Below are 22,206 nucleotides of genomic sequence, written 5' to 3' on the forward strand. Positions count from 1 at the left end.
AGCCTCGGCACCTAACAGATTCATGACAGTCAAGGGCCTGATCTCGGCATTCACCCAGCAGGAAGACCTCAATTTCCTGCTCACCAACCGGATTCCGCGGGCGGCGCTGACCCGTTTCATGGGCTGGTTCTCCAAGCTCGAGAACCCCCTGGTGCGCGACGCCTCGATCGCCTGCTGGAAGCTGTTCTCCGACCTCGATCTGTCGGAGGCGAAGAAGACCGAGTTCAGGAGCCTGCACGATTGCTTCACCCGCGAGCTCAAGCCCGGCCTGCGCCCGGCGGCGGCCGATCCCGCCATCATCGCGAGCCCGTCGGACGCGATCATCGGCGCGCATGGCCGGATCGAGGACGGGCAGTTGTTCCAGGTCAAGGGCGCGCCCTATTCGCTGCTCGACCTGCTCGGCGATCCCGCATTGGTGGAGCAGCACAAAAACGGCCGCTTCGTCACGCTGCGGCTGACGTCCAGCATGTATCACCGCTTCCACGCGCCCTATGACCTCGCGATCGACAAGGTGACATTCATTCATGGCGACGTCTGGAACGTCAATCCGATCGCGCTGAAGCGGATCGAGCGGCTGTTCTGCAAGAACGAACGCGCGGTGTTGCGCGGAAAGCTGCCGACCGGCGAGGCACTGACGCTGGTTCCGGTGGCGGCGATCCTGGTGGCCAGCCTCCGCCTGCACTTCCTCGACGTCACGCTGAACGCGCAGTCGCGCGGCCCGGTGGATTTCCCCTGTGACGTGCATGTGAAGAAGGGTGATGAGCTCGGCTGGTTCGAGCACGGCTCGACCATCATCGTGCTGGCGCCGGATCATTTCGAGTTCTGCGACAATGTCGCGGAAGGAACGCGGATCAAATGCGGCGAACCTTTGTTGCGCAAGCCCGCAATCTGATCGCACGCGCGCATCGGCTCAATGTTTGAGCATGAAAACCGATTTCCACTTTTCGAGATCATGCTTTAGAATGTCCGGGATCGTCGTGCGACGATCCTAAATCGCAAACCTGATGGACACGAGATGGCGCGGACGCCTGTTCTGGCGGCGGGAGGCATTGTGCTGCGGCGGGAGTCGCCGCCGCGCTTCGCCGTCGTGCGCCTGCGCAAGCGCAATGAATGGGTGTTGCCGAAGGGCAAGCTCGACGACGGTGAGACCGCGCGCGCCGCGGCCGAGCGCGAGGTGCTGGAGGAAACCGGTCATGCCGTCGACGTGCATGAATTCCTCGGCACGCTGGTCTATGATTCAGGTGGGCGCTCCAAGGTGGTGCACTACTGGCGCATGGATGCCGGCGGCAAGCCGGTGCGCGCGTTGATGAGCGACGTCAGGGAGGTGGACTGGCTGCCGCTCGACGACGCGCTCGATCGCCTGTCGCGCGGCTATGAGCGCGTGTTCCTGGAAAATGTCGGTCCGATCGCCTTGCAGGCCGCGGCAAACGCCGAGCGCGAACGGCGCGCGCGCCTGCGGCTTGCGGCTGCCGAGCGCCGCCGCGCACGCCTTGGCGCCGACGAGCCGATCGTTGACGTGCCCGAGGCCGGCGAGACGCCTGCCGTCGCCGATGTTGCCGCGCAAGCGCCCGTGGACGCCGAAGCGGCTGCAGAGCTGCCGGTCACGGCGGATACGTCCCATCTGGTGGAGATGCCGGCGGCGGATGCCGCATCGGATCAGCCGGTCATGGCGCCCGCGCACACCGCTGCCGAGGCCGGCAAGGCAGTCGAGCCCGAGCCTGTCGTGGAGCCGGCGGCACCCGAAGCGCTGCCGCCATCCGCGCGCACGATCGCGCCGGCTGTCACCGCCGTCCAACCGACCCCGCGCAAGAACCTGATCGAGCGCGTGCGCGACTGGCTGCGCCGCGCGGCGTGATCAGCCGCACATCTGACGTCGTGCGGTTGGCCGCCAGGCGTCAATGTCACGCTGCAAGGCCACGCAGTCGGCAACCCGCCGGGGCGAGCCCAGTTCACCGGCCAGAAGCCGCGCCGCATGAACCTCGGCCATGGCGCCGCGCGTGTCGCCACGCTCGAGCTGGAGCCTGGAAATCTGCAATCTCAGCCGTACGATCTGAACTCGCCCCTCAATGCTCGACCACAATTGGCGGGCGAGATGCAGATGCCGCATCGCCGCTTCATGATCCTGCCGGGACAGCGCGAGGATCGCCTGCGCTTCGTTGGTGAGTGCGCGGATCGAGGGCATCGGCCAGCGATCGGGATTTCCCGAAAGCTCGCAGATCAATGCCTTCGCCCGACCGCTCCGATTGGTGTGTGCGGCAACCAGCGCCAGATGCGCGAGCAGGATTCCCCGGCGTTGCAATGTCCACCAGGTCTTGCCGATCAAGCTCCGTTCGAGGCTTGCATAGGCGGCTTCGGCTTCGCCTCTTGCGAGCAGCAGCATGGCGCGGCCCGGCTCCGGACACCAGCCCAGCGTGTAGGCCCGGTCATAGGCTTCAAGTGCTGCGTCATCGTCACCGATCGCAGCCAGGATATCGCCCAGCACCCGATTGGCATCGCCCATCGACCACGGCGCATCGCTGGTCAGCCGCGCGAGCGCGTCCTGGATGCGCGCCAGCGCCTCGTCGAGCGAGCCCCGGATGCCGAGCACCTCGGAGCGGTGCAGCTGGCATGAACCCGTCAGTTCCATGCCGCTGCCCGAGCAGAAATTCTGGTAGCTCCGTGTCCACTGGTCGGCCCGTGCCCAATCTCCGAACATCCGGGCTGCCCAGAGTATGTTGCAGTAGAGGCTGCCGCCCATGATCGGGTCCAAATTGGTGCTGGACAGCGCAACGGCCGCAGCATGATCCTGATCGGCAAGTCCGCCATGCGTGTCGCCGAGACAGAGCCGATAGAAGCCGCGATAGGCCAGGCTCAGCGCCTCGATGTTGAGCGCGTCCTTGTATTTGACCGACGAATAGGCCGCGTCGGCCAATGCGAGCGCCTGTTCCGGCTCGCCGTCGAACGCAGCCAGTTTCGACTTCATCCATAGCAGCAGGGCCGTCGTTGCAGGATCGTCGATCCGCGAGGCCCAATCTTCGGCGCGCGCAAGCCAGCCCTTTCCGATCGCGGCCTGACCGCTCTCGAAATGCAGGCCCGAGAGCGCGATCGCGTCGACCGCGGCGCCGGCAGCGTCGCCGGCCTCGCTGCGCGCGGCGACCGCGCGAACCAGAATCGGAATGGCGGCCGTGGTCTTGCCGAGGCATTGCAGGGCAAGCGCCCAATTGTGCAAATCGTCGGCGTTCAGCCCGCCGTTTTCATCTGCGCTCGCGAACAGGGTTGCGGCTTGCAGCCACATTTGTCCGGCGGCTGCGCGGCGGGCAAGGCCGATTGCACCGATTGCACCGACGGCGGCATCGGCGCCCGCGTGGTCGATGCGTTCCGGCGGCCTGATCTCGGACTCGACGAAGAACCGATAGCCTTTGCCCGGCAGGTTCCGGATCGCGCCGTCCATGCCACCTTTGCGCAGCGCGGCGCGCAACGAACTCACCGCACGCTGCAGCGAGTTGTCGGTGACCGTTACATCGGGCCACACGGCGTCGAGGAGTTCGTCCTTGGAGATGACGCGGTCGCGGTGTCGAACGAGATAGACCAGCAGGTCGAACACACGTGGCTGCAAAGCGACCTCTTGACGCGCGCACAGCAGCACGCGTCCAGCTTCATCAAGCTCGAACAGTCCAAATGAGAATGCCATGTGTATAGGTCCGGGGTTTCCGGAAAAGGTTCAGGCAAAGATCAGACAATGATCAGCCCGCGGTAAGGACAGTTGGCGTTGACCGCGCCTATAGCTGAGCATGGCCGCGATCACCGCCGCCTGCTGTTCAACCGTCCCAACCGAGGGAGATTTCGATGGAACTCTATGTCATTCGCCGTCCGAGCGCCTGGACAGACATGAGCGAGCTCGAGCGCGCCGGCGCTACGTCCGCCAGGATCGGCGACGAGCAGATGCCGGACCGTGTCCGCTGGATCCGCAGCTATGTGGTGCATGAGGCAGATGGTCGCATCGGCACATTCTGCATCTACGAGGCGCGCGACGGCGACTCGATCCGGGACCATGCGCGCTGCGTCGGCATGCCGGGCGAGGAATTCTACAAGGTCGCGGCAACCGTCGTGGTGCGTGGCGATCCGGTCGAACCGCCCATTGCAGCCGAATGACGCCCGCGCGGGCGTCGCATGGTGCATCTCGGCCGAAGCACGATCCGGGGCGCCATCACACTTCGATCAAGGAAACGATGATGTCGATTTCATTCATGGAGTCCATTTCTAGTCCGGTGCGAAAGCATTTTTCCTTCCTGCTCTTGCGCATCCGCCGGCTCGTCAATCGATCGGTCGCAGGCATGCTCGAACATCGCGAACGGCAAGCCGACCGTTTGATGCCGCGCGAGCCCGGCGGCCGAAGGTCGAAGGCCGCAGGCAAAAGCTGCGCCCGGCCGATCATTCGAAGCGCAGTGCTCGGGCTGATGATCGCGGGTTTGTCCTCACCCGTGTTCACGCGAGCAGAGCAGCCTGTCGTTCGGAAAAACAGTCCAACCCTGGCGCAGCAGGCCGTTTGGTCTGAGCGGAGCAAGCGTGGCTGCAGGCATCGCTCGGATTGGACCGTTGTCGCCGCATCCAGCATCCCGGTCCTTCTCGGCTATCGCACCTAGCTCGCAGCACCTTGAAGTCATTGCACTGACACGATGCTTTCCAACGCAGGTCGCGGATTTTCGGTGAAGCCGTGAGCCGCACGACATTTTCAAAGGAGATGCACAATGAACGTTCAAGCCGAAATGCCCGTCGTCGATCTCGCCGCGGTCAAGGCGCGCCAGCAGGCCACCTGGAGTTCGGGGGACTACGCGATCGTCGGCACCACGCTTCAGATCGTCGGCGAGACGCTCTGCGAGGCCGTCGACCTGCGCAGCAATCAGATGGTGCTCGACGTCGCCGCCGGCAACGGCAACGCGACGCTGGCCGCGGCGCGGCGCTTTGCCGATGTGGTCTCGACCGACTATGTCGGCGCGCTGCTCGAGCGCGGGCGCGAGCGGGCGGCGGCGGAGCGTCTGCCCGTCACCTTCCAGGAAGCGGATGCGGAGAAGCTGCCGTTTGCCGATGCAAGCTTCGACGTCGTGTTGTCGACCTTCGGCGTCATGTTCGCCGCCGATCAGCAGCAGGCCGCCAATGAACTGCGCCGGGTCTGCCGCGTCAGTGGCAAGATCGGCCTTGCGAACTGGACGCCGGAAGGGTTCATCGGCCAGGTGTTCAGGACCATCGGCAAATATGTGCCGCCGGCCCCGGGCGTGAAGTCTCCCGCCCTGTGGGGCACCGAGGCGCATCTCGGCATGCTGTTCGGCCCGCAGGCGGCGGTCGATGCCAAGCGCAGGCACTTCAACTTCCGCTACAGGTCGCGGGAGCATTTCCTCGAGATCTTCCGCACCTATTACGGTCCGGTGCTGAAGGCCTTCGGCGCGATCGACACGGTCAAGCAGCAATTGCTCGCCACCGACATGTTCGCCCTGATGGATCAGTTCAATGTCGCCAAGGACGGGACGCTGGTCATTCCAAGCGAATATCTGGAGGCGGTGATCACCAGGCGGGGCTGACCTGCCGCTGTTCGTCGATCGGCGCCACATTCGTTTATCGACGCGATCGCTCAGTAATGTCGCTTATCCCTGGGCGGCGGCTTGGCCGCGCGCGGCGGCGGTGCGCGCCGTTGCGTCAAGCCGGGGCGTACCTGCACGACGGGCCGCTGCATGCCGGGACGCGCGCCCGGTGCGGCCTGCTGGATGCGGGGCCGCACCTCGCCGGGTGCCTGGGGCACCGGCTCCGCCGTGCCCTGTCGCGGCACGCCGGGTTGAGCCGCTGGTTGTCCCGGCTGGCGCACGCCGCCTGGCGCTGGCGTGCGTCCGGGCTGCAGACCGCCTTGACGTGCCGGCTGCTGTCCGCCGGGCTGCGTCGCGCCGCCCTGTCGTGCAGGCTGTTGCTGTCCCGCGGGCTGTTGTCCGGCCGGCGTCTGCAAACCGGGTGCGTGCGGCAAGGTGGTGCCGCCGGGCTGGCCGGGCAGCGCGTGCTGTGCGCCGCCTTGCTGTTGCGGGCCCGGCTGTTGCGACCCCTGCCGACCGGGCGTGCCCGGTTGCTGCGGCTGGCCGGGACGGTTTTGCTGGCCGGGCTGCGGCAACTGGCCCGGGCGGTTCTGCTGCTGACCCGGCTGCTGCGGGGCGTTGCGGTTCTGGCCCGGCAGGCCGTTCTGGCGTTGCGGGTTCGGCTGCACCGGCTGGCCGCGGTTCGGATAGGGCGCCGTCGGATTGGTCCTGCGGAAATCCGGATTGGCGCGGCGGAAGTCGCGCTGCTCGGTGACAACCTGACGGCCCAGCGTCTGCGCCGAATGCACCGCGCGCACAAAGCCTTGGTCGCGCGCGACCTGTTGCGGGGAGATCGTGAGCGGCACCGCCGCAAAGCGCGCGCCGCCGCTGCCTGGACGAATCGCAAAGCCGCTCGCGCCGCGCGTCAGCACGCCGAGCGAGGCGCCGCTGCGATCATTGACCTCGATGCGGCCGACATGCCCGTCGGCGTCGGGATAGAGCTTGATGCCGACATTGTTGCTGGTCGCGGTGGCGCCTTCCGGCACTTCGACGAGGCCGGTGGTGCCGCGGATGCCAAGCGTTGCGGTCGGCGTCGCGATCTTCATGTTGCCGGTCTTGGCGACCGCGGCGGCGACGAAGGCCGCCGTTCCCCTGGCGACGTTGAACAGCGCGCTGTTCTGCTGGCCGCCATCCTCGTAGACATAATTGTCGATCGTGATCCTGGCGTTGGCGCGCAGGTTGAACGTGGTGCCGTCGTTGAAGGTGATGCCGAGCGAGGAGGTCGCCGCTGTCGCGACGTCGTCATTGGCAAAGATGTCGTCGCGGATCTGCAGCGGCGTCGTGGTGTTGTTGCGCGTCACCGTGGCGGTTCCGGTCAGCGTCGCGACGTTGCCGATCGGCTCGGGCGCCGCGGCCGGGGCCGCGGGCGCAGGTGTTGCAGCCGTCGATGTTGCAGGCGCCGCCGGTGTCGCGCCCGGCGCCGGGGCCGGCGAGGGCGCAGTCTGCGCTTGCGCGAGCTGCGTCAGGTCCGGCGCGGCATTGGCCGTTGCATGCCAACCCATCGTGACGCCGGCTCCAAGCAGGAGCGCAAAGAGCAAGGTGCCGCGCATCACCATCGATTCCCGGGAGGCATTGGGGACCGGCAATTGAGCCGCGTCAGGCTGAATGCCGAATGAACGGTCCTGCCTTGTTGTCATGGCCCGCGGATACAAGCAAGCACCGCGCCCCCGTTGCCGGAAGCGCGGTGCTTGGTCGCCGTCGGGGTTTTGTCAGCCGCGCTTGTGAGGGGCGATGTTGAGCGGTTTCGTCGGCTTGGCCGCGGGCGCATAGCTTGCGGGCTGCGGAGCCGTTGCCGGCGGCACGTAGTGGAACACCGCCTTGCAGCCGTCGCTGAGCAGCGCGCGCTGGCGGACCATGCAGGCGGTGACGCGATCGACGTCGGGGATTTCCGAGCTGCACAGCCGCATCGCATCGCCGGTGCACATCTGCTGCTGCTCGTCGGTGTAGGCATAGGATGCCGAGGTCAACAGACCGAGCGTGAACGCGGTGGCGGCCAGCAGTTTGCCGTGACGAAATGCGGAAGCGATGAAAGCCATGATGTCCCCCTTGCGGTGATCGCGCCGAAGCAGCGCGTTGTCGAAGCCATCACTAGGGGGGCTTGGTTTCGCCAATTCTTCGTCGCCATGGCAAAATGGTTTCGTCGCGCGCCGGTTTGTTTCATGAACCACTCGCGGACGGTAACCCCTGCGCTGTGGCCAACGGCGCCGGACCGCCCTCCAGCGCGAGCACGGCCGCACGCTGGGCCTCGGGCATGGCGCGGATGCGGCGCCGCGCGGTGAGGCGCATCGCGGCAAAGCCGCCGACGAACACCACGATCTTGCTGACGATGCCGAAGATCGGCATCACGACGGCCCATGTCGTGATGGCGCAGGTCAGCGCGACGAAGGCGTTGACGGCGGCGGAGACGAACATCAACGCCGCCCAGGCATAGCCGACCTTGATGGCGACATCGGGCACGACCGTCCGCGCGATCTCGGGCAGATAGCGGTTGAGCCAGCCCGGCTTCAGCATCACGACGCCGACGATCGCGTAGATCACGCTCGGCTTGAACAGCACGAAGCGCGGGTCATTCGTGAGCAGGGTCGCGGTGCCGGCGGTGACCACCAGGAACAGGCTGAGCCATTCCATGGTGTCGATCCGCTTTCCGCGCACGATCTGGATGCCGATCCGCGCGACGCCGAAGGCGATGCCGACGCCGACCGCGAGCGCGGTGTTGTGTGTGAGCAGGAACAGACCGAGAAAGACAAGGGTCGATGCCAGGTCGAGGACCAGCAGCCTGGCCGCAGTGAGGAAACTCTTCATCGGTCGTTGCACTCCGCTTGCCATCTCAGGGCGCGACCAGCGCCCGCATCGGCACAATCAGGCAGATTGCATCGGCGCCGGCTCATCGAATTTCGAAATCGAGGAGCAAATTCTCAGCTCGAACGGGTGATTGCCACCTCGTTCGCAGCCTTTTGCGTGGCCATCGCCTGTCGCCGATACTCGGTCGGCGTCAGTCCGGTGTCCGCCTTGAAGGCGCGGTTGAACGGCGCCAGCGACTGGAACCCGGCATCGAGCGCGATCGTCAGCACCGGCACCTCGGCCTGATCGGGGTCGCCGAGCGCTGCCTTGGCCTCGTCGAGCCGGTAACGGTTGACGAAGGCGTTGAAGTTGCGGTGGCCGAGCCCGTCATTGATCAGCGTCCGCAACCGGTATTCCGGCATGCCAAGCCTGACGGCCAGGAGGCCGATGGTCAGCCCTTCCTGTCGGTAGGCCCGCTCGGTCGTCATGAGGTGCTTGAGACGGTGGAGCAGGGCACGGTCCGGAGCCGGCAGGTCGGCCGGCGCGAGCGATGCAGACACTCGGCTGGCTTGACCGCCGGAATCCGGTCCGGCGACGGCCGGCTGGTTCTCCGGCGGATCGAACAGCATCGTCCAGATCGACAGCAGCGCGAATGCGGCAAGGCCGAGTGCTCCGCTCAGTCCGATGGACCGGGTCGGAATCGCGGCGAGCCCGGCCACGGCCGCAAGGGTCATCTGGAGGCCGATGCCGATCACCAGTGCGATCAACATCCGGCCGCGTGCCGTTGTCGCGGCGATCCGCCATCCCTTGCTGATTTGCGTGATCCCCAGCACGGCGAAGACGATCGTCGCCAGTGCCAGCCCCCGGCCGCAGCTCCGCGCGAGATCAGGCCAGATCGTCCAGCAATTGTGGCTCACGACGCCAAGAACGGCGAGGATCGTCCACGCGGCCGCATGCCAGGGGCGCAGGGTAAAGCGCTCGTCGAACATCGTGCGCGCCCACAGCCAGAAAATCACCGGCGAGCCCATCGCGAAGGCGACGATTGGCGAGCTCCAGCCGAATGTCGATGCGGGAAAAAACGGTGCGGTGCTGATCGCGTAGGCCGCGCCGGCCACGCCCATGCTTGCGCCGAGGTTCGCGGCGCGATGCACTGCCGCGTAGCGCAGCAACAGCACCGCGCAAGCCACCAGGAACAGCGCGACCACCGCGCCGCGGAGACCGAGTTCAAGAGCCATCATTGCCATCGCAAGCCGCCCGCAGGTTCAAATCAACCGTGCGACGCTTATAGCGCGTCCGGCGATCCGCATGAAGCGACCACCGGATGACAATCAACTGGGCACCGCCACGCAGCATACTCGGTGTCGTCCCTGCGAAAGCAGGGACCCATACCCTGCGGCGGATGTGATGAACAAGACTCGTCGTTCCAGCATCGCGCAACAATGCCCATTCGTGATTATGGTTCCTGCTTTCCAGGGACGACAGTTGTGATGAGTTATGCCAAGCGGGTCGATCTCAGAGATCGAAACCCTAGCTGACTCGCTTCCAGGTCTGGCCGTCGCAGAACATGCCGCCGAAGGCGCAGCCCTGCACGCGCATCGCATTCGGGCCCTTCATCGCGATCGTCGAGTCGTAGTTGCGGCCGGAGTCGGGATCGTGGATGCGGCCGCTCCATTTGCTGCCGTCGGGCTTCATGTTGATCAGGATGCGCTCGTTGCTCTTCTCCGAATAGCCGCAGAGATTGGCGCCGCAGGCTTCGACGCGGACATTGCCCTTGTTCTCCTCGGTGGCCCAGACGCCGATCGGTCCGGTCGCCGGTGCCGGTGCGGCGGCAACTGGCGCGGTTTGCGGAGGCAGTGCAGGCTGTGCGGCGACCGGGGCCGGTGCGGGCGCAACGGGGGCCGCGTCGACCGGTGTCGGGGCCGCGGTCGCAACATTGGCCGGTGCCGCCGGGGGCGCAGGAGGCGGCGGGACGGCGGCAGTGGCTGGCTGCGGCCGCGGTGCGGCGGCCTGAACCGGTGCGGGAGCGGGCGGCGGCGCCGGGGGCGGTGTGTTTGACGACGCGACATCGTCATCATCATCGGATTTCGAGCCGAGATTCTTGCTGATGCCGCCGATCGTGCCGCTATAGCCCGGCGCGGAGACGCGGATGCAGGACAGCGCGCTGCAATTGCGCGGCGCCTCGACATGGACGCGCTGGCCATCGATCTCGAAGGTGATGCCGGTGCCGCCGGCATGCGCCGCGGTGGTGGCCATCAGCAGCGCGGCGATCGCAACGAGCTTCTTCATCTGAAATCTCCCTGGCATTTGGGCGGGGTGCAGCGATGGACCCGGACGCTACGCGGCCTCGGGAGCCTGTTCAGTGACCTGCATCACGTTGACGGCGCAGGCGGCTGGCCTGCCACGGTGACCGAGATCACTGCGCCGTCAGGATGCGCTGGAACGGCCGCATCTATAGCGAAGACAGCCGCCGCATCCGCTACGGGACGGTCGAATTGAAAGGCGCGGTCAGCATGCGGGTCGAGGCCTGCGCGATCGGCCGCTTCTACTGCACCGGCGCCGATTGAGTGCGCGTCTCGCATTCGCGGGCGCGTGTGATTGCCGGATCGAGCTCCTCGAAGTTTTGAGATCGGCACGGCGCTCTGCCTGACCCGTCATCCTGAGGAGGCGCGCAGCGCCGTCTCGAAGGATCGACGGCCGAGCTGCAAAATCGTCGCCGTCGACCCTTCGAGACGCGCGCGATGCGCGCTCCTCCAGCGACAAAGGCGAAGCCTTTGCGCGGGGGTGACGGTTTGGACAACGGAGGTTGTCCTTGAAAGCAAAGCGCCCGGCGTGCCTCCGCCGGGCGCTGAACTCATTGCCTGTCGTTTGGTCTAGAACACGCCGAGAATGATGGCGCCGACGAAGGCTAACGCGATGTACGCGGCCACAATGCTCAGCTTGCTCAGCAGAGGACTCGCGAAGTCCATTGGGAAACTCCCTCGGTTCACAACGCTGCCCGCATTAACGCCGAAGCTAGCAAGGGGTTTCCGAGTGAAAAAGTCAGCGCTGCTGTCCGGCCCCAAGTTCCCGAGCGATGCCGCATTGCGGTGCGCGGCTCAAACAGGCGCCGAATCAAGACGTTGAAGCGCCCGCAAATATATTCGCGGGCGGCGCGAATGGGGTTGCGTCGCTGCTCCCGCATTCGATCCGATCAGCCACAAATACGATTACGCCGTTCATCAATACGATCTGGAGTTGATTCGATGGGGCGGATGCGGGATGTCGAAACGCCTGGGGCATTCTCAATCACGATGAGAATCTCGATGAGCGCGAAGCAAGGATGGATCACCTCGCTCAGTCGCGAGCGCAGTCGCTCGGTCACACGTCAAGCGCAACTCGGAAGCGCGCTGCCCTTCCAGGTTCCAGCGCATGGTTAAGAACGCCTCAAACCAATCAGTCGAATCGCGTTGAAGAGTCTTTAATCAAATTCGCAGAACCTCCGCGCCATGACGCGTGGAGTTCGTTTGTATCTCGTCGGCTCCCTGGTCCTTGTGTCGCTTGCTGGTTGTGGCCGCGGTCTGTTCCAAACCGCCGAGCGCGAACCGTGGCGGGCCGAGGCCGAGGCCGCATGCCTGAAATCGGGCGCGGTCAAGGAAGGACCAGATCTGGTCCGCATCGATCCGATCACGGGCCCCGGCGTCTGCGGTGCCGAGTTCCCGCTCAAGGTCGCAGCGCTCGGTGAAGCCAGCTCGGCTTACGGATTTGCCGACGACAGCCTGCGTCCGCCGGCGTCGGTCGGCAACCAGCCGCGCTGGCCGATCAATCGTCAGCCCCAGACGCCCGCGCAGGCGCCGTATTCCGATCAGGCCGTCGGCCAGCCGAACTATGGCAGCCAGTCCAATGGACCGGTCTCGCTGTCCGCGCCCGGCGTTCCGCCGCAGCAGGGCGAGATCGACCTGCCGCCGGACGGCTCACCCGAAGCGAGCGGCGAGCGACCTTATTATCCGGGCCTGCCGCGCAATCCTCAGCGTGAGGGTGCGGCCGCGCCTTATTCACCGGCGCCGTATTCCCAGCAGCCTCTGGACGCACCGCCGCCGCGGCTCGGTCCGCCGAGCGGCAATCCGGTGGGGACGGTCGGCCCAGTCGCGGTGAAGCCGGCGGCGACGCTGGCGTGCCCGATCGTCTCGGTGCTCGAGCGCTGGCTCGCCGATTCCGTGCAGCCGGCGGCGCAGCGCTGGTTCGGCGCGCGCGTGGTCGAGATCAAGCAGATCTCGGCCTATTCCTGCCGCGGCATGAACGGCAATTCGCACGCGCATATTTCCGAGCACGCGTTCGGCAATGCGCTCGATATCGCAGCCTTCACGCTCGCCGATGGCCGCCGCATCTCGGTGAAGGATGGCTGGAAGGGATTGCCGGAAGAGCAGGGCTTCCTGCGCGATGTGCAGGCCGCCGCCTGCCAGCAATTCACCACGGTGCTGGCGCCGGGTTCCAACGTCTATCACTACGACCACATCCATGTGGATCTGATGCGCCGGGCCAGCCGGCGCCTGATCTGCCAGCCTGCCGCCGTCTCCGGCGAAGAGGTCGCGGCACGCGCCGGCGGCCGTAACCCCTATGCAACGCGCGAACCTTATGTCACAGGATCGCTTGGCGGCAGAAAGCCGGCTCCGCGGGGTAAAGCGGGGGTCAACGAAGAAGACGAATTCGCCGACGAATAGGACGCGTCTGATACCCGTATTTGTACTGGGTGACACCGTGCAAACGGTGGCCACTTTTATGTTGCATATGCTTCGAAGCCGGGGGCGCTCCCGGCTGATTTCCGGGGGATAGCTTTGCAAGACGCGCCGATCATTCTCGTCATCGAAGACGATCGTGATCTTCAGATGATGGTAGAGGACGCCCTGAAGGACGGCGGCTACGAGCCGGCGATCGCGGGTTCGGGCGAAGAAGCATTGACGCTGCTCAAGGCGTTCCGCACCAAATACTCCGCACTGGTCACCGACATCCGCCTGCTCGGCCGGCTCGACGGCTGGCGCGTCGCGCGCGGCGCCCGCGAAATCGATCCGTCGTTCCCGGTGCTCTACATCACCGGCGGCGGCGGCGACGAGTGGCCGACCAGGGGCGTGCCCGACAGCGTGCTGCTGAACAAGCCGTTCTCGCCCGACGAGCTGGTTGCGGCGGTGGCGAAGCTGCTCAAGAACGGCGCGCCGGCCTGACGTCCGCGCCGCTCAGGCAATCACGCCGGCCAGCCGTCTGATCGATCATCAACAGGGATATCAAGTCATGGCAGCAGCGAAGGTCGCACTCGTCACCGCAGGCGGCAGCGGCATGGGCGCGGCGGCGGCGCGCAAGCTCGCGGCCGATGGCTTTCACGTTGCGATCCTGTCGTCGTCGGGCAAGGGCGAAGCCCTGGCGGCCGAGCTCGGCGGCCTCGGCTTCACCGGCTCGAACCGCTCGAACGAGGATCTGAAGCGCGCCGTCGACGGGGTGATGGCGCGCTGGGGCCGCATCGATGCGCTGGTCAACAGCGCCGGCCACGGCCCGCGTGCCGGCGTGCTCGAATTGACCGACGAGCAGTGGCACACCGGCCTCGACGTCTACCTGATGAACGTGATCCGCCCGACGCGGCTGGTCGCACTGCACATGCAGGCGCAGAAATCGGGCGCGATCGTCAACATCTCGACCGCCTGGGCGTTCGAGCCGAGCGCGATGTTTCCGACCTCGGCGGTGTTCCGCGCCGGGCTCGCCGCGTTCACAAAACTGTTCACCGACAGCTACGCCGCCGACAATGTCCGCATGAACAATGTGCTGCCGGGCTGGATCGACAGCCTGCCGGCCACCGACGCGCGCCGCGACAGCGTGCCGATGAAGCGTTACGGCAAGGCCGAGGAGATCGCCGCGACCATCAGCTTTCTCGTGTCCGACGGCGCCGGCTACATCACCGGCCAGAACATCCGCGTCGATGGCGGTCTGATGCGGTCGATATAAAACACGACTGCGAATCCGTCATCCTGAGAGCTTGTGACGGATTCGGCTCCTGCGGAGTTTTTGGCGGCTGTTCGTCGCAGCAATTGGCAGGTTTGAGTTCGAGTTCGGCGATGACCCGTTGTTTAGGCTCTGGAGAGGCGGTTGCCTTGCAGGATGTTGTTGACGAGGGCGTACCAGAGCACGACGGCACGGACCTTTTCGATGCCGCGCACGGTCAATTGCCGCAGGTCCCAATTGCGCCAGCGGGCATGGATGCACTCGCAGATCGACCGGGACCTGTATCGGGCCTTGCCCTCTTCGCTCGCCATTCGCGCACGCCAGGCCAACACCCCCGGACCGTCGCCGCGCCGCGGTAGATAGGGATCGGTACCGTGCTTGGATTGAGTGGGCGGACAAAAGATATCGATGCCCTCGGCATAGGCCCATTCGATGTCCTCGGCACTGCCAAAGCCGCCATCGACGAGATGGTCCTTGGGCAACCCTCCGGGCCGCGCACGCTGCCGCTCCAGCATGGGACGCATCAGGCCGCGATCGGATCCGATGTTGCAAATTCTGGTGTCGACGACGATCTGCTCGCCGGCCACGCTCGTCACCTGCACGTTGTAGGCGGGGCGGAAGCCGCCGTTCGCCATCTTCATGACCCGTGCATAGGCGTCCGTCGTGGAGGCCCGCGGCTCCTTCGGCGTCTTGCCGTTGCCGCGACTTTCTTCGCGCTCCTTGCGCTGCTGCTTGATCTCGGCGAGCGCCGTCTGCGCCGCCTTCACCCGCGCGCTGCGTTCCCGCGCGGCCCGCTCCTTGGCTGCCCGGGCACGCTTATTGCTGGCGTCCGAGCGTGTGTCGACCTCGCGCTTGAGGTCTTCCACCACGGCCTCAGCCTGCGCCAAATGCTTATCCAGCGTCGCCTCGCGCCGGAACGAGGCGGCCCCGGCGCTGGCCCGGACCCGCATGCCATCCTGCGCCAAGGTCTCCAGATCGACGAGACCGGCCTTTGCCAACGCTGCCAGATGCTCACTGAGCAGTCGGTCAAGCAGATCGGCGTTGCCGACCCGGAAGTCTGCCAGCAGGTGATAGTTCACCGACACCCCGCCGCACAGCCAGCGATAGGCATCGTGGCTCTCGCACAGCCGCTCCAACGCCCGCGCGCTGCCAACGCCTTCGCTGGCGGCATAGAGCCACAGCGCCAGCAAAAGCCGGGGCGAGGTCGCGGGGTGACCGGGACGATCGCCGCGAGCCTTGATCCGGTCCTCCAACTCACTCAGATCAAGCTCTTCGACATAAGACCAGATCAGCCGCACCGGATGGTCTTCCCCGATCAGGCTCTCAATATCAACCGCTCGCAGCGCAATCTGGTCGCGCTGGGGCTCACGCAGCCGCGGAGCGCCGGGCAAGCCCGCTTCGACTGGTGGCTTCGCCTGCTCCGGCAGGTCCCCAAACAACTCATCGGCAGCCAACATCACCTCCCGCGAATCCATCATCGCCAGAGAATCACACCGCGCCGGCTTTCGGCTATAATGCTCGCTGAAACCCCAAAAAAATCACACCCTCTGAGGAGCGCGCTCTTGCGCGCGTCTCGAAGGATGCACGGCCCCCGATGCTGCAGTCGGGGCCGCCCACCCTTCGAGACGGCCGCTGCGCGGCCTCTTCAGGGTGACGGGTCTGAAGTCGAGCGCGCGACTTTGACATGCGTTGCCGCAACATGAACCGCACCACTTGCGTCCACACGCTGCGCATCCTGCTCCAGGGCGCGCACGTCACAATTGCGGCGACCTCAGATTGCGTTTGTCGTGATGACAAACCGAAAGGTCAGGGCTAGCCTTCCGTCAAATCAAAACAACCGGGAGGATTGCATGCCAGACGCAGCAGTTGCAGCACGCGCTTCGGACTCAACGCAGAGCGGAACCACGCAGCAGGTCGACGTCGCGGTGGTCGGTGCCGGTTTCGCCGGTCTCTATCTGCTGCATCGGTTGCGCAAGGCGGGCTTCTCAGCGGTGGCGCTCGAAGAAGGCGGCGACGTCGGCGGCACCTGGTACTGGAACCGATATCCGGGGGCGCGCTGCGACATCCAGACCATCGACTACAGCTACACCTTCGATCCCGAGCTCGATCAGGCCTGGACCTGGTCGGAGAAATACGCGACCCAGCCGGAGATCCTGCGCTATCTCGGCTTCGTCGCCGATCGCTACGATCTGCGCCGCGATATCCGCTTCGGCACCAAGGTCACGCAGGCGACCTGGGATGATGCGACGTCGCGCTGGCTGATCTCGACCAATAACGGCGCCAACGTCTCGTGCCGCTACTACATCATGGCGACCGGCTGCCTGTCGTCGCCGAAGCCGCCGGAGATCGACGGCGTCAAGGATTTCAAGGGCGAGATCTATTTCACCGGCCGCTGGCCGCACCAGGGTGTCGATCTCAAGGGCAAGCGCGTCGCCGTGATCGGCACCGGATCGTCGGGCATCCAGTCGATCCCGTTGATCGCCGAGCAGGCCGCGCAGCTCACCGTGTTCCAGCGCACGCCGAACTTCGCCCTGCCTGCCGGCAACGGCCCGGCGCCGGAGGATCGCAAGACCTATTTCGAAACCGACCGCGCCGCCTATCGCGAGCAGGCGCGCTGGTCGATGGCCGGCGTGCCCTATCCGCAGCAGACCGTGGTGAGCTGGCAATTGAGCGAAGCCGAGCGCCGCGAGCGGTTCGAGAAGGCGTGGGCGGCGGGCGATCTCGTCCACATCCTGACCCAGCTCTGGGCCGACCAGGCGGTCGATGTCGACGGCAACAAACTGGTGGCCGATCTGATCCGCGAGAAGATTGGCGCCGTGGTCAAGGATCCGGAGACCGCCGCCGCGCTGGCGCCGCACGATCATCCGTTCGGCGCCAAGCGTCCCTGCCTCGATACCAACTATTACGCGACCTACAACCGTCCGAACGTCACGCTGGTCAATCTGCGGCAGGAGCCGATCAAGGCGATCACCGCCGGCGGCATCTCGACCGACAAGCGCAGCTTCGATGTCGATATCATCGTGTTCGCCACCGGCTTCGACGCGATGACCGGCGCGATCATGGCGGTGCATCCGATCTCCGGCCGCGGCGGCAAGTCGCTGTCCGATGTCTGGGCGCATGGACCGCAGACCTATCTCGGCGTCACCGTCGCGGGTTTTCCCAACCTGTTCATGATCACCGGTCCCGGCAGCCCGTCGGTGCTGTCGAACATGGCGGTTTCGATCGAGCAGCATGTCGACTGGGTGGTCGAGCGGATCGCGGCGCTGCGCGACGCCGGCTTCACCGCGATGGAGGCGACCGAAACCGCGCAGGCCGGCTGGGAACGCCACATGGCCGACTGCGCGATGCTGACGCTGCACCGGCTCGCCAACACCTGGTACACGGGCGCCAACGTGCCCGGCAAGCCGCAGGGCGTGATGCCTTACACCGGCGGCGTCGGTCCGTATCGCAGCATCTGCAACGAGGTGGTCGGGCGCGGCATGCTCGGCTTCAGGCTCACGGGTCCTGGCGTTGCCGAGCAATGCAATGATGGCGAGGTGGTGCGGCTGCAGCCGGATGTGCAGCTGGTGCTCGGCATGCTGGCGGAGATGAACCTGCCGCCGATCGAGACGATGGGCGCGCAGGGCGCGCGCGACTTCCTCGCCGAGTTCAACAAGGGCCGTCCGTTCGGCCGGCCGGTCGGCGAGGTCGGCACCGGCATGCTGCAGGGCGCGGACGGTCCGCTGCCCTACAAACTGTACCGGCCGGCGACGCCGGGGCCGCATCCGATCGTGGTGTATTTCCACGGCGGTGGCTGGGTGCTCGGCGACGAGCTGTCGGACGATCCGTTCTGCCGCGATCTGTGCCGGCGCACCGGCATGATCATCGTCAGCGTCGGTTATCGCCACGCGCCGGAGCATCGCTTCCCGGCCGCGGCGGAGGACGGCTATGCGGCGACGCGCTGGATCGCGGCCCACACCGCCGAACTCGGCGGCAGGGCAGGGCCCGTGCTGGTCGCGGGCTGGAGTGCCGGCGGCAACATCGCGGCCGTCACCTGCCAGCTGGCGCGCGATCGCGGCGGGCCGGAGATCGCGGGCCAGCTGCTGATCTGCCCGGTCACCGACTCCTCCTTCGACCGGCAGTCCTACATCGACAACGCGGCCGGCTATTTCCTGACCCGCGGCCTGATGTTCTGGTTCTGGGACCTGTACTGCTCGCCGGCCGACCGTACCGATCCGCGTGTCGCGCCGCTGCGCGGCAAGCTCGAAGGCCTGCCGCCGGCATTCATCGCCACCGCGGAGTTCGATCCGCTGCGCGACGAGGGGGATGCCTATGGCGACGCGCTCGCCAAAGCCGGCGTCAAGGTCGAGCAGCTCAAGGGCAACGGCCACTTCCACTCGTCGTTCGTGATGGTCGACGTCATCATCACCGGCGTCGCCGGGCGGGTGAAGATGGCGAAGGCGCTGCGCCGCTTCGCCGGACTGCCCGAGGAGCTGGAGCAGGACAATTTCGCCGCGCCGCAGGTCAACGCCGCGGCGAACTAGAGATGGCGGGATCAGAACGGCGGCGCTAGCCGAGCTCGAACGTGGTGACGCCGAACACGCGACCGATCCGTAACGGTGGTATCGCGCCGGTGTACATCCGTGCGGTCTCGAACACCGGTGACAGCCCGAGGCCTTGCGCCAGCGCAACGGCGTCGCGATTGACCGCGGGGACATCGAGGAAGATGTCGCCGCCGCCCGCGCTCGCCAGCAATGCAGAGACAATGGCCTCGGCGCCGGCGCGGTCGTCGGCGACCAGCGAACCGATCTTGCAGCCGCTGCGGCACGGGCGGATCACGCCCCAGCCGGCGAGAGCGCCGTCGCGCATCAGCGCGCGTCCAATATGTCCCGGCGTATTGATCCAGGCGCGCAGGAAGGCCGGGCGCGGTGCCGGAAACACCGTGGCGTCGTCGGCCTCGATCAGCGCCATGGGCAGATCGGTCAGCGCGACGATGTTCGCGCTCGGCGCGGGCGGTGCGGCGACGCTGCCGCCGTAGCGCACATTGGCGTAGGCGAGCGTGAAGCCCGACTTCCGGTAGTTCGCCTGCTGCGCCGCCACGCCGTCGAGCCCGATCACGCGCGGGCGCGCATGCGCGACGGCCGCGTTCCAGATCTTCAGGCCATGGCCGCGGCCGCGCAGATCCGGACGCACGATGTAAAAGCCGAGAAAGGAAAACCGCGCGCCGTAATTGACGCAGGAGATCACCGCGGCCGGCTTGCCGTCGAGCTCGCCGATCAAGAAGCCCTGCGGGTCTTCGGCAGCGAAGCAGGGCGCATCGGCGAGACCGGGATTCCATCCCTCCGCCGCGGCCCAGTCGATCGCAAGCGCGATCTCGTCGGGGCGCATATGCCGGATGGTGAGGTCGCTCATGGTCGATGGTCTCGTCGTGCCGGAGTTATTGATCGTGCACATCGACGGCCGGAGAACAATCCCCCGTGGCGGTCTAAGGAGCCGACGTCCATCACCGTCATGCTGAGAGTGTGAATGTATTCAGCATCATCCTGGACGACGGCGTGGGGGAGGCTGCTCGCTTTAAATTCTCAGTCCGTCATGCTGAGGAGGCCGCACAGCGGCCGTCTCGAAGCGCGACGGCCACCAGCCGGGCCGCGCATGCTTCGAGGCTCGCTACGCGAGCACCTCAGCATGACGGGACGAAGAGTACGCTGGTCCGCGAAAAAAGCGTCGACCTCACCCGGCCTTCGGCCGGTACGCCGCAAAGAACACCCGCGTCGCGCTGTCGACCACGGTCGCGATCCGCTCCGGCGAGGGCGACGGATTGGCCTGGAAGATGAAAGCCTGGAACAACGTCGCCTGACACATCTGCATGAATTGCCAGGCCGCGAGCTGGGTGTCGTCGATCACGAGCTCGCCGAGCGCGGCGCGCGCCTCGAGATAGGCGGCGAAGCGGTCGACGGTGTGGGCGATCACATGGGTGTAGAACCGGCTGCCGAGCTCGGGCATCCGCTCGGCGATCGCCATCACGGTGCGGATCGCCGAGCCGCCGCCTGGGCGGCACAGCAGCGCGACATAGGCGCGGCCGAATTCGGGGAGGGTGGTGTCGACGTCGCGGGCCGGATCGAAGTTGAAGGCGACCTTGCCCTGTTCGAGCTTTTCCTCCTCGACGATCGCCGCGAACAGCCCGGCCTTGTCGGGGAAATACACGTAGAGCGTGCCCTTGGAGACGCCGGCGGCACGCGCGATCTCGCCCATGCTGGCGCCGTCAAAGCCGAGCTCCAGGAACACCTTACGGGCGCCGTCCAGGATCTGGCGGCGTTTCGAGGATTCCTCCTCGCCGATGGGCTGGAGGGAGGGGCGGGGCGCTGCAACCATTGATTTAGCTTCTCGGGAAAGAACTCAACCCAGAACGGGAAAGGGAAGAATCGAAGCCTTATAATCTATCCGATGGGAATGTAGATTGACCGAACCGTTCGGTCAATGGTATCCCTAGGGGTGACGATGCGCCGCACGGCCCTTATTCCGCCATCGCGGGCATCGAGTTTTTGGTGGGGAGCCTCGGCTATGGCCGCAGCACGGGATCAGGCTGCACGCATTGTTCGTTCCGAGCCTGAGATGGCCGAGGACGCGAAGGCGCGCGACGCATCCGCCGATCTCGGCGAGCAGGGCCGCGGTGACGAGGTCAAGCGTCCCGCCGAGGCGCCGCCCGCTGCTGCGCCAGAACAGCCGAAGGCTGCGCCCGCCGCCGCAGCACCGAAATCCGGCAAGCGCAGATTCGTGATGATGGGCGTGGTCGGCCTGCTCGCGCTCGCCGCCGCAAGCTATGCCACCTACTACCTGATGGTCGGGCGCTTCTACATCTCGACCGACGACGCCTATGTCCGCGCCAACAACACCATGCTCGGCGCGCGCGTCGCGGGCCACATCGCGGCGATCCTGCCCGGCGACAACGCGCTGGTGCGGGCCGGCGACGTGATCTTCCGGATCGATGACGGCGACTATCAGATTGCGGTCGATGCCGCGCGGACCCGGATCGCGACCCAGCAGGCGACCATCGAGCGCATCGGCCGCCAGGTCGGCGCCGCCGTCAGCGCCGTCGAGCAGGCGCAGGCCCAGCTGGTCTCCGCCCAGGCCGGCCTGAAGCGCGCCGATCTCGATTACGATCGCCAGCAGGCGCTGAGCACCAAGGGTTTTGCCTCGCGCGCCACCTTTGAAGTGTCCGAAGCCGGCCGCGACCAGGGCGCCGCCAGCGTGCGGTCCGCGCAGGCGGCCTATGATGCCGCCAAGGACAATGTCGAGGTGACCAAGGCGCAGCAAGCCGAGGCCCGCGCCCAGCTCGCCGAGTTGCAGACCCAGCTCGCCAAGGCCGAGCGCGATCTCGATTTCACCAAGGTGCGCGCACCGGTCGACGGCACCTTCTCCAACCGCCTGGTCAACACCGGCGACTACATCAATGTCGGCCAGCGGCTCGGCAATGTGGTGCCGCTCGACGGCGTCTTCATCGACGCAAACTACAAGGAGACGCAGCTCAAGCGGATCCGCACCGGCCAGCGGGTGACGATCAAGGTCGACGCCTACGGCTTCCGCAAGTTCACCGGCATCGTCGACAGCATCTCGCCGGCGGCGGGCTCGGTGTTCACGCTGCTGCCGCCCGACAATGCCACCGGCAACTTCACCAAGATCGTGCAGCGCCTGCCGGTCCGCATCCGCGTGCCCGCCAGCGTCGCCAGGCAAGGCCTGCTGCGCGCCGGCATGTCGGTCTACACCACGGTCGATACCCGCGAGGGTGCGGCCGATGCCGACGCCGACACCGATCTCGACTCGCCGATGATGATCCATCCGCAGTGATGCCTTGCGGCCTCGGACTCAGTCCGAAGCTCGGAGCCTGATG

At 66.3% G+C, this 22,206-nt stretch carries 20 protein-coding genes; 11 read left to right on the top strand and 9 right to left on the bottom strand.

The features are described from left to right. Positions 1-22: 22 nt before the first annotated feature. Both asd and ACVINW_RS22590 read left to right on the top strand, forming a co-directional pair. Positions 23-892 (top strand): archaetidylserine decarboxylase, encoded by an 870-nt coding sequence (gene asd / locus ACVINW_RS22585; protein WP_456753322.1) that lies wholly within the window; start codon positions 23-25, stop codon positions 890-892. Positions 893-1,015: 123 nt separating this feature from the next. Beyond that, a complete protein-coding gene (locus ACVINW_RS22590) occupies positions 1,016-1,855 on the top strand; it encodes an NUDIX domain-containing protein (protein WP_456753323.1) in 840 nt (279 codons plus the stop codon). Here ACVINW_RS22590 and ACVINW_RS22595 read toward each other — a convergent pair whose 3' ends face one another. Continuing rightward, the gene (locus ACVINW_RS22595) at positions 1,856-3,670 is read right to left on the bottom strand and encodes a winged helix-turn-helix domain-containing protein (protein WP_456753324.1); all 1,815 of its coding nucleotides are present in this window, start codon (positions 3,668-3,670) and stop codon (positions 1,856-1,858) included. 155 nt (positions 3,671-3,825) lie between these two features. On the opposite strand from ACVINW_RS22595, the gene ACVINW_RS22600 reads away from it, so the two are divergent. The 3 genes from ACVINW_RS22600 to ACVINW_RS22610 all read left to right on the top strand — a co-directional run bounded on the left by ACVINW_RS22600 (position 3,826) and on the right by ACVINW_RS22610 (position 5,555). Then, positions 3,826-4,131, top strand: coding sequence for a nickel-binding protein (locus tag ACVINW_RS22600; protein ID WP_456753325.1), 306 nt, complete (start codon positions 3,826-3,828; stop codon positions 4,129-4,131). A gap of 80 nt (positions 4,132-4,211) precedes the next feature. Then, positions 4,212-4,622 carry a hypothetical protein gene (locus ACVINW_RS22605; protein ID WP_456753326.1) on the top strand — a complete coding sequence of 137 codons (411 nt, stop codon included), beginning with the start codon at positions 4,212-4,214 and terminating at the stop codon, positions 4,620-4,622. Positions 4,623-4,727: 105 nt separating this feature from the next. Further along, on the top strand, positions 4,728-5,555 hold the full coding sequence (locus ACVINW_RS22610) for a class I SAM-dependent methyltransferase (protein WP_456753327.1): 828 nt from the start codon (positions 4,728-4,730) through the stop codon (positions 5,553-5,555). A 50-nt stretch (positions 5,556-5,605) separates the two neighbouring features. On the opposite strand, the gene ACVINW_RS22615 is transcribed toward ACVINW_RS22610, so the two are convergent. From ACVINW_RS22615 to ACVINW_RS22635, 5 genes are all read right to left on the bottom strand, one after another. Beyond that, on the bottom strand, positions 5,606-7,144 hold the full coding sequence (locus ACVINW_RS22615; protein ID WP_456753328.1) for a FecR domain-containing protein: 1,539 nt from the start codon (positions 7,142-7,144) through the stop codon (positions 5,606-5,608). Positions 7,145-7,303: 159 nt separating this feature from the next. Continuing rightward, complete coding sequence (locus ACVINW_RS22620) at positions 7,304-7,630, bottom strand: hypothetical protein (protein WP_456753329.1); 327 nt, start codon at positions 7,628-7,630, stop codon at positions 7,304-7,306. Positions 7,631-7,751: 121 nt separating this feature from the next. Beyond that, a complete protein-coding gene (locus tag ACVINW_RS22625; protein WP_456753330.1) occupies positions 7,752-8,396 on the bottom strand; it encodes an inner membrane-spanning protein YciB in 645 nt (214 codons plus the stop codon). A gap of 113 nt (positions 8,397-8,509) precedes the next feature. Then, complete coding sequence (locus ACVINW_RS22630; RefSeq protein ID WP_456753331.1) at positions 8,510-9,580, bottom strand: helix-turn-helix domain-containing protein; 1,071 nt, start codon at positions 9,578-9,580, stop codon at positions 8,510-8,512. A gap of 322 nt (positions 9,581-9,902) precedes the next feature. After that, on the bottom strand, positions 9,903-10,661 hold the full coding sequence (locus ACVINW_RS22635; RefSeq protein ID WP_456753332.1) for a DUF2147 domain-containing protein: 759 nt from the start codon (positions 10,659-10,661) through the stop codon (positions 9,903-9,905). A 143-nt stretch (positions 10,662-10,804) separates the two neighbouring features. On the opposite strand from ACVINW_RS22635, the gene ACVINW_RS22640 reads away from it, so the two are divergent. The 4 genes from ACVINW_RS22640 (at position 10,805) to ACVINW_RS22655 (ending at position 14,342) form a co-directional block, all read left to right on the top strand. Beyond that, the gene (locus ACVINW_RS22640) at positions 10,805-10,939 is read left to right on the top strand and encodes a hypothetical protein (protein ID WP_456753333.1); all 135 of its coding nucleotides are present in this window, start codon (positions 10,805-10,807) and stop codon (positions 10,937-10,939) included. A 921-nt stretch (positions 10,940-11,860) separates the two neighbouring features. Further along, positions 11,861-13,072 (top strand): extensin family protein, encoded by a 1,212-nt coding sequence (locus ACVINW_RS22645; RefSeq protein WP_456753334.1) that lies wholly within the window; start codon positions 11,861-11,863, stop codon positions 13,070-13,072. A gap of 114 nt (positions 13,073-13,186) precedes the next feature. After that, the gene (locus tag ACVINW_RS22650; RefSeq protein WP_456753335.1) at positions 13,187-13,570 is read left to right on the top strand and encodes a response regulator; all 384 of its coding nucleotides are present in this window, start codon (positions 13,187-13,189) and stop codon (positions 13,568-13,570) included. A gap of 67 nt (positions 13,571-13,637) precedes the next feature. Beyond that, positions 13,638-14,342, top strand: a complete 705-nt coding sequence (locus ACVINW_RS22655; RefSeq protein WP_456753336.1) for an SDR family oxidoreductase — start codon at positions 13,638-13,640, stop codon at positions 14,340-14,342. A 122-nt stretch (positions 14,343-14,464) separates the two neighbouring features. Here the strand turns inward: ACVINW_RS22655 and ACVINW_RS22660 are convergent, their stop codons facing one another. Then, positions 14,465-15,796 (bottom strand): IS1182 family transposase, encoded by a 1,332-nt coding sequence (locus ACVINW_RS22660; protein ID WP_456756305.1) that lies wholly within the window; start codon positions 15,794-15,796, stop codon positions 14,465-14,467. A 393-nt stretch (positions 15,797-16,189) separates the two neighbouring features. On the opposite strand from ACVINW_RS22660, the gene ACVINW_RS22665 reads away from it, so the two are divergent. After that, entirely contained in the window at positions 16,190-18,862 is a 2,673-nt protein-coding gene (locus ACVINW_RS22665; RefSeq protein ID WP_456753337.1) for a flavin-containing monooxygenase, read from the top strand. Positions 18,863-18,887: 25 nt separating this feature from the next. Here the strand turns inward: ACVINW_RS22665 and ACVINW_RS22670 are convergent, their stop codons facing one another. Together ACVINW_RS22670 and ACVINW_RS22675 are read right to left on the bottom strand one after the other, a co-directional pair. Next, positions 18,888-19,730, bottom strand: coding sequence for a GNAT family N-acetyltransferase (locus tag ACVINW_RS22670; protein WP_456753338.1), 843 nt, complete (start codon positions 19,728-19,730; stop codon positions 18,888-18,890). 318 nt (positions 19,731-20,048) lie between these two features. Then, the gene (locus tag ACVINW_RS22675; protein WP_456753339.1) at positions 20,049-20,690 is read right to left on the bottom strand and encodes a TetR/AcrR family transcriptional regulator; all 642 of its coding nucleotides are present in this window, start codon (positions 20,688-20,690) and stop codon (positions 20,049-20,051) included. Positions 20,691-20,930: 240 nt separating this feature from the next. Here ACVINW_RS22675 and ACVINW_RS22680 point away from each other — a divergent pair, with 240 nt between their 5' ends. Further along, positions 20,931-22,163, top strand: coding sequence for an HlyD family secretion protein (locus ACVINW_RS22680; protein WP_456753340.1), 1,233 nt, complete (start codon positions 20,931-20,933; stop codon positions 22,161-22,163). Positions 22,164-22,206 lie beyond the last annotated feature (43 nt).

The organism is Bradyrhizobium sp. USDA 4461, assembly GCF_054055655.1.